Origin of the sequence: Lysobacter koreensis, assembly GCF_042677045.1 — a bacterium.
GTDB classification, from domain to species: Bacteria; Pseudomonadota; Gammaproteobacteria; order Xanthomonadales; family Xanthomonadaceae; genus Lysobacter_K; species Lysobacter_K koreensis.
Genome location: NZ_JBHTIH010000003.1, coordinates 175,246 through 190,475 on the forward strand (window position 1 = coordinate 175,246; position 15,230 = coordinate 190,475).

General features: G+C 70.1%; 14 protein-coding genes. 7 read left to right on the plus strand and 7 right to left on the minus strand.

The window, feature by feature from the left end; all coding sequences use genetic code 11:
• Nucleotides 1-35 precede the first annotated feature (35 nt).
• Together ACFQZQ_RS06140 and ACFQZQ_RS06145 are read left to right on the plus strand one after the other, a co-directional pair.
• Nucleotides 36-1,217, plus strand: coding sequence for a sensor histidine kinase (locus ACFQZQ_RS06140; protein ID WP_386811867.1), 1,182 nt, complete (start codon nt 36-38; stop codon nt 1,215-1,217).
• A 55-nt stretch (nt 1,218-1,272) separates the two neighbouring features.
• Nucleotides 1,273-1,875, plus strand: coding sequence for a response regulator transcription factor (locus ACFQZQ_RS06145; protein ID WP_386811869.1), 603 nt, complete (start codon nt 1,273-1,275; stop codon nt 1,873-1,875).
• A 119-nt stretch (nt 1,876-1,994) separates the two neighbouring features.
• On the opposite strand, the gene ACFQZQ_RS06150 is transcribed toward ACFQZQ_RS06145, so the two are convergent.
• Together ACFQZQ_RS06150 and ACFQZQ_RS06155 are read right to left on the minus strand one after the other, a co-directional pair.
• Nucleotides 1,995-3,371 (minus strand): leucyl aminopeptidase family protein, encoded by a 1,377-nt coding sequence (locus ACFQZQ_RS06150; RefSeq protein ID WP_386811871.1) that lies wholly within the window; start codon nt 3,369-3,371, stop codon nt 1,995-1,997.
• A complete protein-coding gene (locus tag ACFQZQ_RS06155; protein WP_386811873.1) occupies nt 3,368-4,102 on the minus strand; it encodes an HAD family hydrolase in 735 nt (244 codons plus the stop codon). The genes ACFQZQ_RS06150 and ACFQZQ_RS06155 overlap by 4 nt, the downstream gene beginning before the upstream one ends.
• Before the next feature lie 273 nt (nt 4,103-4,375).
• On the opposite strand from ACFQZQ_RS06155, the gene ACFQZQ_RS06160 reads away from it, so the two are divergent.
• The 3 genes from ACFQZQ_RS06160 to ACFQZQ_RS06170 all read left to right on the plus strand — a co-directional run bounded on the left by ACFQZQ_RS06160 (nt 4,376) and on the right by ACFQZQ_RS06170 (nt 7,473).
• Nucleotides 4,376-5,161: a hypothetical protein gene (locus ACFQZQ_RS06160; protein WP_386811875.1), complete on the plus strand. Its 786-nt coding sequence runs from the start codon at nt 4,376-4,378 to the stop codon at nt 5,159-5,161.
• Nucleotides 5,162-5,358: 197 nt separating this feature from the next.
• Nucleotides 5,359-5,895: a helix-turn-helix transcriptional regulator gene (locus ACFQZQ_RS06165; protein ID WP_386811877.1), complete on the plus strand. Its 537-nt coding sequence runs from the start codon at nt 5,359-5,361 to the stop codon at nt 5,893-5,895.
• A gap of 48 nt (nt 5,896-5,943) precedes the next feature.
• Complete coding sequence (locus ACFQZQ_RS06170; protein ID WP_386811879.1) at nt 5,944-7,473, plus strand: alginate export family protein; 1,530 nt, start codon at nt 5,944-5,946, stop codon at nt 7,471-7,473.
• Between the two features lie 10 nt (nt 7,474-7,483).
• On the opposite strand, the gene ACFQZQ_RS06175 is transcribed toward ACFQZQ_RS06170, so the two are convergent.
• From ACFQZQ_RS06175 to ACFQZQ_RS06195, 5 genes are read right to left on the minus strand one after another with little or no spacing between them, the layout of a single operon-like run.
• On the minus strand, nt 7,484-8,605 hold the full coding sequence (locus ACFQZQ_RS06175; protein WP_386811881.1) for an AI-2E family transporter: 1,122 nt from the start codon (nt 8,603-8,605) through the stop codon (nt 7,484-7,486).
• 17 nt (nt 8,606-8,622) lie between these two features.
• Nucleotides 8,623-9,063, minus strand: a complete 441-nt coding sequence (locus tag ACFQZQ_RS06180) for a hypothetical protein (RefSeq protein WP_386811883.1) — start codon at nt 9,061-9,063, stop codon at nt 8,623-8,625.
• Nucleotides 9,064-9,109: 46 nt separating this feature from the next.
• Complete coding sequence (locus tag ACFQZQ_RS06185) at nt 9,110-9,700, minus strand: phage holin family protein (RefSeq protein WP_386811885.1); 591 nt, start codon at nt 9,698-9,700, stop codon at nt 9,110-9,112.
• Nucleotides 9,701-9,709: 9 nt separating this feature from the next.
• The gene (locus ACFQZQ_RS06190; protein ID WP_386811887.1) at nt 9,710-10,072 is read right to left on the minus strand and encodes a hypothetical protein; all 363 of its coding nucleotides are present in this window, start codon (nt 10,070-10,072) and stop codon (nt 9,710-9,712) included.
• Nucleotides 10,073-10,124: 52 nt separating this feature from the next.
• Entirely contained in the window at nt 10,125-11,555 is a 1,431-nt protein-coding gene (locus ACFQZQ_RS06195; RefSeq protein ID WP_386811889.1) for a Do family serine endopeptidase, read from the minus strand.
• Between the two features lie 580 nt (nt 11,556-12,135).
• On the opposite strand from ACFQZQ_RS06195, the gene ACFQZQ_RS06200 reads away from it, so the two are divergent.
• Together ACFQZQ_RS06200 and ACFQZQ_RS06205 are read left to right on the plus strand one after the other, a co-directional pair.
• Nucleotides 12,136-14,313: an adenosylcobalamin-dependent ribonucleoside-diphosphate reductase gene (locus ACFQZQ_RS06200; protein WP_386811891.1), complete on the plus strand. Its 2,178-nt coding sequence runs from the start codon at nt 12,136-12,138 to the stop codon at nt 14,311-14,313.
• A gap of 290 nt (nt 14,314-14,603) precedes the next feature.
• Nucleotides 14,604-15,212, plus strand: a complete 609-nt coding sequence (locus ACFQZQ_RS06205; protein WP_386811893.1) for a hypothetical protein — start codon at nt 14,604-14,606, stop codon at nt 15,210-15,212.
• The last annotated feature ends 18 nt before the right edge of the window (nt 15,213-15,230 follow it).

The window sequence follows — 15,230 nt, forward strand, 5'->3', positions numbered from 1 at the left end:
ACCCCGATGGCCACCAACCGCGCGAGGTCCTGCTGATGCGATCGCTCCAGTCCCGCTTGTTGCGCGCGCGCAATGCGCTGGTGCCCGAAGACCTGCAGCTGGGCTGGATGCCGATCTTCAATCTCGGCTACCTGGTGTTCCTGGTGCTGCCGCTGATCTTCGCCGGCCGCGGCGACAGCGTCGCGCACGCCTGGTACCCGGCGCGGTTCGGCATGCCGGCACCGACCTTGCTGTCGGTGCTGGTGTTCCTGCCGCTGTACTTCGCCGGTTACCGCAGCAGCGGCGCGCGCATGCTCGCGTGCATGCTCGGCATCGCCGCGCTCGGCTACGCGCTGCTGCCCTTCAACCCGTTCGCCAACACCTACATCGTCTATGCCGCCGGTTTCGCCGCGTTCCTCGGCCGCGCGCTGTGGCAGCGCAGCGCGTGGCTGGCGGGGGTGCTGGTGCTGTTCCTGGTCGAGATCCTGCTGCTGCGCTACCCGCTGTTCGTGTTCGCGCTGACGGCGGTCATCTCGGTGGCGGTGTTCTTCGGCAACCACTTCTTCATCGAGAACAACCGCAAGCGCGCCGAGCTCAAGCTGTCTCACGACGAGGTACGGCGGCTGGCCGCGCTGGCCGAACGCGAACGCATCGGCCGCGACCTGCACGACCTGCTCGGGCACACCCTGTCGATGGTCGCGCTGAAGTCGGAGCTGGCCGGCAAGCTGCTCGAGCGCGACCCGCTGGCCGCGCGCCGCGAGATCGACGAGGTTGGCCGGGTCGCCCGCGACGCGCTGTCGCAGGTGCGGCGCGCGGTCAGTGGCATCCGTGCCGCCGGCCTGGCCGCGGAGCTGGCCTCGGCCAAGCTGCTGCTCGAATCCGACGGGGTCGCGTTGCGCTACCAGCGCGCCGACGTGCCGCTGACCCCGGAACTGGAGACCGTGTTCGCGCTGACCCTGCGCGAGGCGGTGACGAATATCCAGCGCCACGCCCGCGCCCAGCACGCGCAGGTCACGCTGGAAACCGACGGCGAAGAGGCGGTGCTGCGGATCGTCGACGACGGCCGTGGCGGCGCGCTGGTGCCGGGCAACGGCCTGGCCGGGATGCGCGAACGCATCGAAGCGCTGGGCGGCCGACTGCGCGTGGACGCGGGCAGCGGCCGCGGCACCTGCATCGAGGCGCGGCTGCCGCTGCCGCCGACGGCCCATGTCGCCACGGCGGTGGCGCCCTCGCACTGATGCCCAGGCGAGCCGCTCCTACAATGCGGGTTCGTTTTCCCATGGGCCGCCGTCGATGATCCGAGTGCTGCTGGCCGAAGACCAGGCGATGGTGCGCGGCGCGTTGTCGGCGTTGCTCGGCATGGAAGCCGACATCGAGGTGCTGGCCGCGGTCGCCGACGGCGAGAGCGCGTGGCGCGAGCTGCAGCGCCTGCAGCCCGACGTGCTGGTCACCGACATCGAGATGCCCGGGCTAACCGGGCTGGAATTGGCGCAGCGGATCGCGCGCCAGGGGTTGCCGGTCAAGGTGGTGATCGTGACCACGTTCGCGCGCGCCGGCTTCCTGCGCCGCGCGCTCGATGCCGGCGTGTCGGGCTACCTGCTCAAGGACGCGCCGGCCGAGCACCTGGCGCAGGCCTTGCGCCAGGTGCAGCGCGGCGGCCGCGCGATCGACCCGCAACTGGCACTGGAAGCCTGGTCGGAGGCCGACCCGCTCAACGACCGCGAGCGCCAGGTGCTGCGGCTGGCGGGCGAGGGACTGTCGGCGGGCGAGATCGCCGCGCAGCTGCACCTGTCGCAAGGCACGGTGCGCAACTATTTGTCCGAGGCGATCGGCAAGCTCGGGGTCGGCAACCGGATCGAGGCCTATCGTCTGGCGCGGCAAAAGGGTTGGTTGTAGGGCGGGCCCAGGCCCGCCGTCCGAATCACGACGATGTTTGCTGGCGGGCCCAGGCCCGCCATCCGAACCACGACGATGTTTGGTGGCGGGCCTGGGCCCGCCCTACAGCCCGCCCAACATCACCCGCAGCGCGCCTTCAACATCGCGTACGCCGCGCGCAGGCCCTGCGCCTCGCCGCCGGCGGGGCGGCCGGGACGGTCGGCGTCGTTCCAGCTGTAGACGTCGATGTGTGCCCACTTCTGCGCTGCCGGCACGAAGCGCTCGAGGTACAACGCGGCGGTCACGCTGCCGGCCATCTTCGACGGCCCGGAGTTGGCGATGTCGGCGATCGTGCTGGTCAGGTAGCGCCAGTACGGCCGCCACAGCGGCATCCGCCACAGCGGGTCGCGTTGCTGGGTGCCGGCGGCGAGCCAGTCGTGGGCAAGCGCATCGTCGTTGCTGTACAGCGCCGGCAGGTCCGGGCCGAGCGCGATCCGCGCCGCGCCGGTGAGGGTGGCGAAATCCAGGATCAGCTCCGGGCGCTGCTCGCCGGCGTAGGTCAGCGCGTCGCACAGCACCACGCGGCCTTCGGCGTCGGTGTTGTCGATCTCGACGCTAAGCCCGGCGCGGGTGGCGATCACCTCGCCGGGGCGGAACGCGTTCGGGCCGACCGCATTCTCGACCGCCGGCACCAGCAGGGTGATGCGCAGCGGCAGCGCGCGCGCCATCACCAGTTCGGCCAGCGCGATCGCGTGCGCGGCGCCGCCCATGTCCTTCTTCATGTTGCGCATGCCGTCGGCCGGCTTGAGGTCGAGGCCGCCGGTGTCGAAGCACACGCCCTTGCCGACGATCGCGACGTGCGGGTGGGCCGGGTTGCCCCACTGCAGCTCGATCAGCCGCGGCGCGCGGTGCGAGGCGCGGCCGACGGCGTGGATCGCCGGGAAGTTGCGGGTGATCAGGTCCTCGCCGCTGACCACGGCGATGGTCGCGCCGAAACGTTCGGCCAGTTCGCAGGCGACCTGCTCGAGCTGGTCCGGGCCCATGTGCTCGGTCGGGGTGTTGACCAGGTCGCGCACGCGCACGCAGGCGGCGAGCTGGTCGAAGACTTCCGCGTGGTCGCCGGCGATCGCCAGTTGCGCCGGCACGCGCGGCCACGGCTTGTAGCGGCTGAAGCGGTAGCAGCCCAGGCCCCAGCCCAGCTGCAGCGCGGCCAGCGCCGCCGGTTCGGGCGCGACGGCGAGCTTCCAGGTGGAGCCGGGCGGCAGCGCGAACGGTGCATGCGCGTAGCAGTAGGGATCAAGCGGATCGCCGATAGCGACCACCGCGCCGGCGAGGCCGCCATCGGCGGCCGGCAGCGTCAGCACCGTGCCCGCGGTGGCGTCGAACCCCTGCGCGTCCAGCCACGCGACGATCGTGGGCGTCTGCGTCGCGCGCCAGGCGGCGAGCGACGCGCGGCTGACGACGTGCAGCGGCAGCGCGTCGGTGGCGGAGTCGGTGAAGCCCTGCGGCAGGTTCATGCGGCGGCGGTGTCCGTGGCGTGGGCCGCGTCGAGCCAGTCGGCGAGCGCGGCGAGGGTGGTGAATTCGAGGTCGGGGCGCAGGTCGTCGCGCGGCCACGGGCGGGTGTCGCCGGCTTCGTCCGGGCGATTGATCCAGCAGCTGCGCAGGCCGGCGCGGTGCGCGCCGACCACGTCCATCTCGACGTCGTCGCCGACGTGCAGCACCTGCACCGGCTCGCAGCCCAGCTGCCGGCACGCGGCCAGGAAGATGCTCGGCGCCGGCTTGGCCGCGCCGTGCTCGCGCGCGCCAAGTTGGAACGCGAACAGGTGCATCAGGCCGATGCGCGCCAGGTCGGCGTTGCCGTTGCTGAGCGCGGCCAGCGGCACGCGCGCGGCGAGCCGGTCGAGCGCATCGAGGCTGTCGTCGTAGTGCTGCACGTCGCAGCGCGCGGCGAAGAACGCATCGAACGCGGGCGCGACCAGGGCGAGGTCGTCGCCGGCCTCGCCGATCATGCGCTCCAGCGTGATCATCCGTTGCCGGGTGAAGTCGTGCGCGAGCTGCGGGTGCTCGGCGGCGACCCGGTCGCGCAGCGCGCGCATCGCCGCGACCGGCCAACGCGCCGCGGTGCGCGGCGCGTGCTCGCGCAGCCAGTCGCCCAGCGCGGTCTCGGCACGCACGATCACCGGCGCGATCGGCCAGATCGTGTCGTCGAGGTCGAGGGTGATGGCGCGGACGGGAAAGGCGTGCACCGCCGCAGTTTAGCCGCTCGGCCCGCCGCGGCGCTCGGCCGGGCCGGTGCCAGCGATCGTGGCCCGGGCTTGAGTGCGGTCCGCCGGCAGGGCGCTGTACACCGCGTATCCAGGGGCTTGCCGCCGACGTACGTCAAACCTCCGATGGACATTCGCCCCCGTCGGCGTAGTTGAGGCCACGGCAGCCGCTGAAAAGCGCGCGGATCGCGTCAGCACCGATGGGCGCCGGCTGCCTTTGTCCTCCCCGTGGAAACGCAGACAGGAGCAGCGAAGATGAAATGGCCTAACAGACAGAAATCGCATAACAGAAAGTTCACGGCTCTTTCGATCGCCCTGGCGGCGGTTGTCGCCGCATCGGCCGCGCCAGTGGCCTGGGCCGGGCCCGAAATCCCCTTCAGCGAAGCGCAGATCTTCTTCGAACTTAACGACACCGATGGCGACTTGGGCATCCATTCCTCGATCGACGGCGAGCCGTGGCAGATGCTCGAGATCGAGGACCCCTCCGAGCGCGTGATCCTCGACGTGATGCCGAGCGGACGCCTGGCCAAGCAAGGCATGACCCAGCTGTTCTTCGAAAGCGCCGAGCCGAGCTTCGACGAGTTGCCGCCGGCGGAATTCTTCAAGCGCTTTCCCGCCGGCAGGTACGAGATCTCCGGCATCACCCTGGAAGGCGACGAGATGGAAAGCACCGCCGTGCTCAGCCACGTCCTGCCCGCACCGCCGGGCAATGTCCGGGTGTCCGGCATCGCCGCGGCGATCAACTGCGATGCGGCGTTGCCGGCCGTGCGCAAGCCCGTGGTCATCAGCTGGAGCGCGGTGACCGCCTCGCATCCGACCATCGGCAAGGCAGGGCCCTTGCAAGTGTCGAGGTATCAGGTCTTTGCCGAGCTGCGCACGGCGCCGTTCCACAAGTTCAGCCTTGACCTGCCCCCGAACGTGACCCGGTTCACCGTGCCGGCGGAGCTCGCCGATCGCGCCCGGGACTTGAAGTTCGAGATCCAGGTGCGCGGCGTGAACGGCAACCAGACCGCGATCGAGAGTTGCTTCACGATCCGCTGAGGCGTGGTCGGCGCAGCGCCAGGGACCGCACGGCCAGACCGGCGCGGGCATTGCCAGGCCGCAACCCGGTGCGTAGCGTGATGCCTGCCGAGGATCCAACCCGTGCGCGCGCGGCGCGTGCGGGCTGGCGCCGCCGCCCACCCGGCGACCCGGGGCCGGGTGGCCAGCGGTCCCATTACCAGCCAGGAGCCGGGGCCATGAACGAACTGATCGACACCCGCACCCGGGCCTGGGCCGTGGTCGCGGTGATCCTTGGCGTCGTCCTGTTCGTCGGGCTCGAATGGTTCGACGAGCCGGAGATGAGGCCGGTGCAGATGCTGCTGGAGCTGGTGTCGATCGCGCCGGTGGTGATGACCAGTGTCGGGGTCGCGCTGCTGTTCCGGGTGGCGCAACGCCAGCGCGACGAACAGCTGCACGTGCTGCGCGATCTCGAGCTCGCGCGCGTGCAGGGGCAGCGCTGGCGCTCGGAAGCGCGCACCTACCTCGACGGTCTCGGCGCCGCGATCGAAACCCAGTTTTCGCGCTGGAACCTGACCGAGGCCGAACGCGAGGTGGCGTTGCTGCTGCTCAAGGGCCTGAGCAGCAAGGAGATCGCCCAGGTCCGCAGCGTCAGCGAGCGCACCGTGCGCGAACAGGCGCGCGCGGTGTACGCCAAGGCCGGGCTGACCGGCCGCACCGCGCTTTCGGCGTTCTTCCTGGAAGACCTGCTGGCGCCGATCGAGGGCGTGCAGTAGCGCGGATTGCCGAGAAAGCGGCGATCGCGGGGCAATCAAGGGACGGGCATGGCGCGACGCGGCAAGCGATGGCGCGACAAGCGAACCGCTGCCTCGCGATGGGCCGCCAGCGGCCTGCTCGTGCTGGCGTTCGCGCTGGCGCCCGCCGGCGCGCAACCGCCGCCGCAGGCGGCGACCGCGCTCGACGAGGGCGAGGACGAGGCGTTGCAACAGCGGCTCACCGAGCGCGAGGACAAGCGCCGTCCGCGCGATCCGATCAGTGTCGACGTGGCCGGGCGGCCCCTGGTCCTCGGCGGCGAGGTCGAACTCGAGGCGGGCCTGCTGCGGCCGTACCGCGCCGTCGACGCACCCGGCCGGGACGATCGCGCGCTGCTGGAACTCGGGCTCGAGGCCGAGGCGTTCTACAGCGTCGGCAAGCCGCTGTCGGTGTTCGCGCAGCTACGGTTGGCGGCGGAGGAGGACCTGCGCGTCGGCGACTACATGCAGATTTCCGAGCGCTACCTCGAACGCGGCGAGATGTGGCTGTACAGCGAGGACATCGGCGGCTCCGGCATCGATCTCGACCTGGGCCGGCTCGACTTCGAGGACGATCGGCGCTGGTGGTGGGACGAGGAACTCGACGCTGTCCGCATCGCGTTCGAAGGCGAGCGCGTCGAGTTCGCGCTGGCGTTCGCGCGCGAACTCGGGCCGAACCGGTCCGATCGCGACTTCGTCGATCCCGAGCACGACCGCGTGCAACGCCTGATCGCGGAAGCGTCGTGGGACTGGGCGCCCAACCACGCGCTGCAGCTGTTCGCGCTGCGGCAGCGCGACCGATCGCGGAGCGAGTCGCCCGGGCGGACGGTGGCGGCCGAACGCGAGGACGAGTCCGATGCCCGCCTGACCTGGCTGGGCGCGCGGGCGATCGGCGCGGTCGAGTTCCGGCGCGCCGGCATCGTCGGTTACTGGCTCGATGCGGCACGGGTGCGCGGCACGGAACGCCTGGCCGAGTACCAGGCGCTGACGCCGCGGCAAAGCGAGGTCGTCGTGGTGACGCAACATCGGGTGCGTGGCCACGCACTGGATGCCGGGCTCACCTGGCTGTTGCCGCTCGCCGGCGAGCCGCGCTTGTTCGCCGGTGTCGCGTTCGGCTCCGGTGATGCCGCTGTCGACGATGCCGGCGACGACCGCGATCGCGGCTTCCGGCAGACCACCCTGCACGCCAACGAAGCCGGCTTCGGCGGCGTGCAGCGCTACCCGCACTACGGTGTGCTGCTGGCACCGCAACTGGCGAACCTGCGGGTGGACACCGTCGGTGCGGGGCTGTCGTTGCTGCGCGCCAGCTCGCTGGACGTGGTCTATCACCGCTACCGGCTCCACCACCCGGCCGAGTCGCTGCGCGACGCCCGGCTGGAGCTCGAACTGGACGCGGTTCACCGCGACCTGGGCAGTGCGCTCGACCTGGTGCTGGCGGTAGAGGAATGGGAGCGCGTCGAGTTCTTCGGCGTCCTCTCCGGGTTTCGCGCCGGCCGCGCTGTCGCCGCCGGCGACGGCGCATGGAGCTACGGCGCGGTCTTCGCCATGCGCATCGCGTTCTGAGCCACGCCCATCACTCCAGCAACTTCGCCCACCCATCCATCCCCTCGATGCGCGCCAGCACCAGCTTCACGCACACCAGCAGCGGCACCGCCAGCAGCAGGCCGATGATGCCCCACAGCCAGCCGAACACCATCAGCGCCAGGATCAGCACCAGCGGCGACAGGCGCATCTGCCGGCCGAGCACGATCGGGGTGAGGATCTGGCCTTCCAGCGTGTGCAGCGCCAGGTAGATGCCGGCCGGTACCAGCGCGTGCCAGTCGTCGAACGCGACGAAGCCCATCAGCAGCATCACGATGATGCCGATCAGAGGCCCGACGTAGGGCGCGAAGTTGAGGATCGCCGCCATCGTGCCCCACAGCAGCGCCTCGGGCAGCGGCACCTTCAACGCGTACAGCGCGCCGGCGAACACCAGCCCGACCACCGCGTTGATCACGCTGATGGTCAGCACGTAGCGCGAGATCTCGCGCTCGATCGACTGCAGGATGTCGACCGTGAGTTTCTTCTGCTGGCGGTTGGGCAGCAGCGCCAGCGCGTTGCGCTGCAGGTTGGCGCCGTAGACCATGAAGAAGAATGTCAGCAGCACCACCGCCAGCACCGAGGCGATCAGGCGCGGGGTGGTGGTCAGGGTCTTGTAGGGGTCGTTGACCTCGGTGCGGACCACCTCGACCTGCTGCGAGCCCTCGCCGCCGGCGGCGCGTGCGATGTTCTGCGCGGCCTTGTTGGCGTCCTGCATCGGCTTGGCCATCGCGCGCAGCTTTGGCGCCAGCGAGCGCATCTCGCGCGGCACCTGCCGCACCCACTCGCCGGCCGGCTCGACCAGCTGGTTGCCGAGCGCGCCGGCCAGCGCCAGGCCGCCGAGCAGCACGATCAGCGCGCCGACGAAGCGCGGCACGTACAGCCGCTGCAGGCCGCGGATGATCGGGTTGCCGACCAGCGCGAAGAACATCGCCAGCAGCACCGGCAGGATCAGGCCCTGGGTCGCCCACAGGACCGCGCCGACCGCCAGCGTGGCCAGCACCAGCGCCGCGGTGGACGAGCGCGGCCGCGGTGCGACGGGCGCGGCGGTGACCGCCTCGGGGGCTTCGGCGCGCGCGGCGTCGGCCAGGGTGGCCGGCGTTTGGGTGGAGGACATGGCAGGCGCCTGGCGGGTCAAGAGTCGGTGGAAGCGAACGCGGAGCGCGCAGCGTGCACGTCGGCGGCTTCGCGAGCGAGGGCGTCGGCTTCGCGGGCCTGGGCGTCGAGCGGGCCGCCCGGTAGCGAACCCGGCGCGACGGCGTCGGCGACCTGCTCGGCGTTGCGCGCGGCGTGCTGGGCTTCGCCCGCCGCGACCTGGGCGCTGCCGCCGGCGAACAGGCCCGAGAGCATCGTCACCACCTGCACCAGGCCGCCGCCGCGGGCGGCGCTGCGCAGCGGTTCGGCGCGGCCGACCAGGAAGCCGGTGACCAGCCCCGCGATCACGATCCGACCCGGGGTCCAGCCCGCGCGCCACGCGACCTTGAACCGGTCCATGCTGTCGCTGACGCGGCGCTCGCGCGCCTCGAGCGCGTTCTCGGCCTGGGTCACCTTGTTGATCAGTTTGTCGAAGCTCATGGACGGCCTGCGCGCGTGGTCCAGCTCGGGGTCGGGCGTTGCAACGTCATGGCGGGGTCACGTCGATGCCCTGTTCGCCCTTGACCGGTTCGCCGTCGCGCGTGACCGGCGGCGCGTTCTCGGTGACCTCGCGGGTCGAGGCGGGCGAACCGGGTTCCGGGGTGAAGTCGGCCAGCTCGCCGATGCCCAGCCGTGCCAGCTGCCGGCGCGTGGCCTGCAGGCGGGTGTGCTCGAAGTAGCGCATCGACTGCCAGCCCGCGAACACGGTGATCGCCAGGCTCAGCAACGCGGTCACCAGCAGCGACACCGTCCACGGCCACGCCAGCGTGCGGCTGAGGAACACGATCAACGCCGCCATCAGCAACAACCAGGCCGAGGCGCCGAACGCGATCGCGACGCCGGTGAGCGCCAGGGTGCGCCCGAACGCGCTGCGCGCGAGCGAGATGTCGGCCGAGAGCAGCGTGCGGAACGCCTTGGCGGCATCGCCGGCGGCGCCCAGCCCGGCGCGCCCGGCTGCGGCGACGTCGCGCAGCGATTCGCCGAGGTCCGGCGGTGGCGCCGGCGCCGGATCCGGCACCGGTCCCGGGATGGGGCCGGGGCCGGTGGGTGGTTCGCGCTCGCCCCCCGCGTCGCTCATCGCCGTGGCTTACTTGTTGCCGCTGCGCGCGAGCTTGGCGATCAGGTAGCCGGCCGCGAACGCGACCCCGAACGACGCCAGCGGGCGCTCGCGCACCAGCTCGGCGGCGCTGTCGATCAGGTCGCGGCTCTTATCCATCAGCGCGTCCATCTGCTCGCGCGCGGCGCCGCCGGCCTGCTCGGCCGCGGCGATCCCGGCCAGCGCGCTGTCGGCCAGGTCGGACTTGACGTGGGCCTTGCCCAGTTTCAGTTCCTCGCCGGCGGCAACGGCCGCGCCCTTGAGCGCCCCGCCGGTGTCCAGGGCCGCCTGCTTGAGGTGGGAGCCGGCTTCGCCGAGGTTGCTCTTCATGGCGTCGGTCGTAGTGGGGGTCATTGCAGCATTCCTCTGGTGGGGGCGATCGTCGGGTTCGACGCTCGCTCCGGGGTCATTGCATCGGCAGGTCGCCCTGCCGGTTGCCGCGCACGATGCGCAGGATCAACTGTGCCGGAGCGCGTGTGAAGCTCGCGCGGAAGCCGGACAGGTCGCTGAAGCGGCCGGCGTTGGCCGCGACCACCACGTCGCCAGCCTGCAGGCCGTTGCCCGCCGCGCGGCTGCCGCGCGCGACCGCCTCGACCAGCACGCCGGCCGCGCCGGACTGGCGCAAGCGCTCGGGCAGTTCGGCGAACGTCGCGCCGCCCAGGCGCGGGTCGAGTTCGGCGCCGGCGAACGACTTGGGTTGCTCGCGCAGGCCGGCGACCAGCTGCAGCGGCTTGCCGTCGCGCCGCACGTCCAGCGTCACGCGGCTGCCGACCGCCTGCAGGCCTTCGAAATTGCGCAGCGCGTTATGGTCGTCGATGCGCTGGCCGTTGGCGGCGATGATCACGTCGCCGGGTTTCACCCCGGCCGCGGCCGCGGCGCTGCCGGCGAACACCCGCGTCACCACCGCGCCGCGCGCATCGCCCAGTTTCAGGCCCTGCGCCAGGCGCGCGTCGAGGTCCTGCGCCTCCAGCCCGAGCGTGCCGCGCCGCACCTCGCCGGTCGCGACCAGCTGTTCCATCACCGTGCGCGCCAGGCTGGTCGGGATCGCGAAACTCAGGCCGATGTTGCCGGCCATGCTGCCGCGCGGGTTGAAGCTGGCAGTGTTGATGCCGATCAGCTCGCCGTGGAGGTTGACCAGCGCGCCGCCGGAATTGCCCGGGTTGATCGAGGCGTCGGTCTGGATGAAGTTCTGGTAGCCCAGCCCGCGCAGCCCCATGCGGCCGACCGCGGAAACGATCCCCGAGGTCACCGTCTGCCCGATCCCGAACGGGTTGCCGACCGCAACCACGAAATCGCCGACCTGCAGCTTGCTCGAGTCGGCCAACGGCAGCGCGCTCAGGCCCTGCGCGGCGATCTTCATCACCGCGATGTCGGTGTCCGGGTCGGAGCCAACGAAGTCGGCTTTCAAGGTACGGCCGTCGGCCAACGTCACCGAGACCTCGTCCGCGCCCTCGATCACGTGGTGGTTGGTCAGGACCAGGCCCTTGCCCGCATCGACGATCACGCCCGAGCCCAGCGACTCGTTGATGCGCTCCTGCGACAACTCGGGATACATGCGCCGGAACATCGGGTCGTTGCCGAACGGGCTGACCCGCACGCGCTGCTTGGTGTGCACGCTGACCACCGCCGGGGTCACGCGCGCCAGCATCGGCGCCAGCGAGGGCAGCGGCGTGCTCCCGACCGCGGCCGGCAGCGCGGCCACGGTCGGCGGCAGCGCGGCCGCGGCGGGCGCGGCCTGCGCGGGGCTGTCCAGGCCGTCGCGGATCGCGGTCGCGGCAAAGCCGCCGAACGCGGCGGCCAGAGACAGGGCCAGCAGGGTCTTGGTGGGGGTGGTCATCGGCATGGGGGCGTGTGTCTCGGGTTGATCGGGCGTGCTGGTCGACAACGCACTCTTGCGACGCCGCGTCCGGCAATCAAGTGCGCGACTGGCAAGTGCGCGACTGGGTGTCCGGCCCAGTGTCGAAGGCGGCCGCTAAATACACGATGAAGTCGGGCCCCAGGCAGGCGGCGCCGGGCGCCACACCGTACAACCCAATGCCGCCGGGGGCGTTGGCTGGATGCCGCCGCAGTCAAGCGTGACGACCATCAGAAAGCCGTTGACTTCACCAAATGCCGGGGGTAGCTTGAGTCCCTCGCTCCGCCACTACATCTTGTGGTTGGCGCCGCGACGGGAGCCCAAGCGTAGGGGTTGCTTGGGTGGGTTGGGCGCCTCTGGGGAGTGGCGTGTGACGCAACGAGCAGCAGCTGAGCGCGACCTGGAACCGGCCACCTGACACCAGCGGACCACGCGGCGCGGATGACGCGATCGCGGGCCGTGCCGTCGACGCTCCCGTTGGGGCGCCGCGGACACTACACAACTTATTAGAACCATCGGCGGCGGGCGCGACCCGTCGCCACGACGAGGAGACAGGACAGGCATGAGCACGGTGCGCCTCGAGGCGGTCAAGATGAACAACACGGACGATTCAAACCGGGCCGGCCCGACCCGCGAAATTCCGATGCAGCCCGCGTCCCAGGATATCTGGGACAAAAAGTACCGGCTCAAGAGCAAGTCGGGCGAGGCGATCGACGCCGACATCGACGGCACATACCTGCGCGTCGCCCGCGCGCTGTCCGAGGCCGAGCCTACGCCCGAGCTGCAGCAGTACTGGATGGAGCGCTTCGCCTGGGCGCTGCGCCGCGGCGCGATCCCGGCCGGCCGCATCACCTCCAATGCCGGCGCGCTCGAGCACAAGCCCGCGACCAGCACGATCAACTGCACCGTGTCCGGCACCATCGAAGACTCGATGGACGGCATCCTCGAGAAGGTCCACGAGGCAGGCCTCACGCTTAAGGCCGGTTGCGGCATCGGCTACGAGTTCTCGACGCTGCGCCCGCGCGGCGCGTTCGTCGCCGGCGCCGGCGCGTACACGTCCGGGCCGATGTCGTTCATGGATATCTACGACAAGATGTGCTTCACCGTGTCCTCGGCCGGTGGCCGCCGCGGCGCGCAGATGGGCACGTTCGACGTGTCGCACCCGGACGTCAAGGACTTCATCCGCGCCAAGCGCGAAGACGGCCGCCTGCGCCAGTTCAACCTGTCGCTGCTGATCACCGACGGCTTCATGGACGCGGTCAAGACCGACGCCGACTGGCCGATGGTGTTCCCGGTCAACATCAAGGAACGCGGCGAGCTCGACCTCGACGACGCGTCCAAGGTGGTCTGGCGCGAGTGGCCGACCCACAAGAACTACATCGCCCGCGAAGACGGGCTGGTCGCCTGCAAGATCTACGGTCACATCCGCGCCCGGCACCTGTGGGACATGATCATGGTCTCGACGTACGACTACGCCGAGCCGGGCTTCATCCTGATCGACCGCGTCAACGAGATGAACAATAACTGGTGGTGCGAGAACATCCGCGCCACCAACCCCTGCGGCGAGCAGCCGTTGCCGGCGTACGGCGCCTGCCTGCTGGGCTCGGTCAACCTGACCAAGTTCGTGCGCAACCCGTTCACCGAGCAGGCGACGTTCGACTGGGAGGAATACAAGGAAGTCGTGCGCGTGTTCACCCGCATGCTCGACAACGTGGTCGAGGTCAATGGCCTGCCGCTGGAGCAGCAGCGCAACGAGATCATGCGCAAGCGCCGCCACGGCATGGGCTTCCTGGGTCTGGGCAGCACCGTGACCATGCTGCAGATGAAGTACGGCTCCCAGGCCTCGTGCGAGTTCACCGAAGCCGTCGCCCGCGAGATGGCGGTCGCCGGCTGGGAGATGGGTCTGGCGCTGGCGAAGGAAAAGGGCGCCGCGCCGATCATGGAGGAGCGCTTCGAGGTCACCGCCGCGATGCTGCGCCAGCGCCCGGAGATGGTCGCCGACGGCTGGAAGCTCGGCCAGCAGATCGAAGGCAAGGTGCTGCACGCCAAGTACAGCCGCTACATGCAGCGCGTGGCCGAAGTCGCGCCGGAGCTGGTCGAGGAGCTGGCCGAGGTCGGCGCCCGCTTCACCCACCACAGCTCGATCGCGCCGACCGGCACGATCTCGCTGAGCCTGGCCAACAACGCCTCCAACGGCATCGAGCCGAGCTTCGCCCACCACTACAGCCGCAACGTGATCCGCGAAGGCAAGAAGTCGAAGGAAAAAGTCGACGTCTGGTCGTTCGAGCTGCTCGCCTACCGCGAGCTGGTCAACGCCAAGGCAATGCCGTTCGCGCAGGACGCCGAAGGCCAGCTGCCCGACTACTTCATCTCCGCCGACGACATCAGCCCGAAGGAGCACGTCGACGTGCAGGCCGCGGCGCAGAAGTGGGTCGACAGCTCGATCTCCAAGACCGCGAACGTCCCGACCGACTACCCGTACGAGGACTTCAAGGACATCTACCGCTACGCCCACGAGCAGGGCCTGAAGGGCTGCACCACGTTCCGCTTCAACCCGGCCGCCTTCCAGGGCGTGCTGGTCAAGGAAGCCGACCTGGAAAACACCCTGTACCGCTTCGAGCTCGAGGACGGCAGCGTGGTCGAGGTCAAGGGCAACGAGCAGATCGAGTACGACGGCGAGATGCACTCGGCCGCGAACCTGTTCGATGCGCTGAAAGAGGGTTACTACGGCAAGTTCTAGGCGTAGATGCCGTCATCCAGAGCCAAGCGAGGAACCTGCTGTTCGCCCCACTGCAAGACAAGCAGGTTCCTCACCTTCGGTTCGGAATGACAGCGAGAAAACGGCAGGGCGGCACCGACATCGCCGCCACGCGCAGACCGGGCCGGTTGCGCGCACCAGTTCCAGGCCCCGTGCATGCACGCGTTCACTGTGATTTGCGCGCAAAGCAGGTATAGCATCGCCCCGTGGAACAGCAATGTTCCCGCCCCGGTTACGCAACGCCATAAAGACGCCCGTCAGGAGGGCACAAAATGAGCAACGGTAATGGAGTGACGGCGACGCTGTCGCAGGCCGCCGAAAACGTGAAAGAAACGGCTTCGAACATCGGCAGCGCGATCGCCAGCACCGCCGAAGGTGCGGTGAAGTCGGTCAAGAAGACCGCCACCAAGGCCCGCAAGGCCGCGACCAAGGCGGTCGGCAACGCGAAGAAGAAGCTCGCCAACGCCAGCGCATCGGCCAAGAAGGAAGCCACCGCGCTGAAGCGCAAGGCCTCCGGCGCCAAGAAGACCGCGAAGACGGCCACCAAGAAAGCCGCCAAGAAGACCGCCACCGCCAAGAAGGCAGTGAAGAAGACCGCCAAGAAGGCCGCCAAGGCGGTCAAGAAGACCACCGCCAAGGCCGCCAAGAAGTCGGCCGCGGTGAAGAAGTCGGCGGCCAAGAAGACCGCGCGCAAGGCCCCGGCGAAGAAGGCCGCGAGCAAGAAGACCGCGACCCGCAAGGTTGCCAAGAAGGCCACCGCCAAGAAGGCGGTAGCCAAGAAGGCGCCTGCGAAGAAGGCACCGGCCAAGAAGGCCATGAAGAAGACGGCGATGAAGAAGACGGCCAAGAAGGTCGCCAAGAAAGCCGCCAAGAAGAAGTAAAGAACAGCAAGCCCCGAT

Coding starts and splice junctions, on each gene's coding strand:
- ACFQZQ_RS06140 (WP_386811867.1), top strand. CDS start 36: ATGCGATCGCTCCAGTCCCGCTTGTTGCGCGCGCGCAATGCGCTGGTG.
- ACFQZQ_RS06145 (WP_386811869.1), top strand. CDS start 1,273: ATGATCCGAGTGCTGCTGGCCGAAGACCAGGCGATGGTGCGCGGCGCG.
- ACFQZQ_RS06150 (WP_386811871.1), bottom strand. CDS start 3,371: ATGAACCTGCCGCAGGGCTTCACCGACTCCGCCACCGACGCGCTGCCG.
- ACFQZQ_RS06160 (WP_386811875.1), top strand. CDS start 4,376: ATGAAATGGCCTAACAGACAGAAATCGCATAACAGAAAGTTCACGGCT.
- ACFQZQ_RS06165 (WP_386811877.1), top strand. CDS start 5,359: ATGAACGAACTGATCGACACCCGCACCCGGGCCTGGGCCGTGGTCGCG.
- ACFQZQ_RS06170 (WP_386811879.1), top strand. CDS start 5,944: ATGGCGCGACGCGGCAAGCGATGGCGCGACAAGCGAACCGCTGCCTCG.
- ACFQZQ_RS06175 (WP_386811881.1), bottom strand. CDS start 8,605: ATGTCCTCCACCCAAACGCCGGCCACCCTGGCCGACGCCGCGCGCGCC.
- ACFQZQ_RS06180 (WP_386811883.1), bottom strand. CDS start 9,063: ATGAGCTTCGACAAACTGATCAACAAGGTGACCCAGGCCGAGAACGCG.
- ACFQZQ_RS06185 (WP_386811885.1), bottom strand. CDS start 9,700: ATGAGCGACGCGGGGGGCGAGCGCGAACCACCCACCGGCCCCGGCCCC.
- ACFQZQ_RS06190 (WP_386811887.1), bottom strand. CDS start 10,072: ATGACCCCCACTACGACCGACGCCATGAAGAGCAACCTCGGCGAAGCC.
- ACFQZQ_RS06195 (WP_386811889.1), bottom strand. CDS start 11,555: ATGACCACCCCCACCAAGACCCTGCTGGCCCTGTCTCTGGCCGCCGCG.
- ACFQZQ_RS06200 (WP_386811891.1), top strand. CDS start 12,136: ATGAGCACGGTGCGCCTCGAGGCGGTCAAGATGAACAACACGGACGAT.
- ACFQZQ_RS06205 (WP_386811893.1), top strand. CDS start 14,604: ATGAGCAACGGTAATGGAGTGACGGCGACGCTGTCGCAGGCCGCCGAA.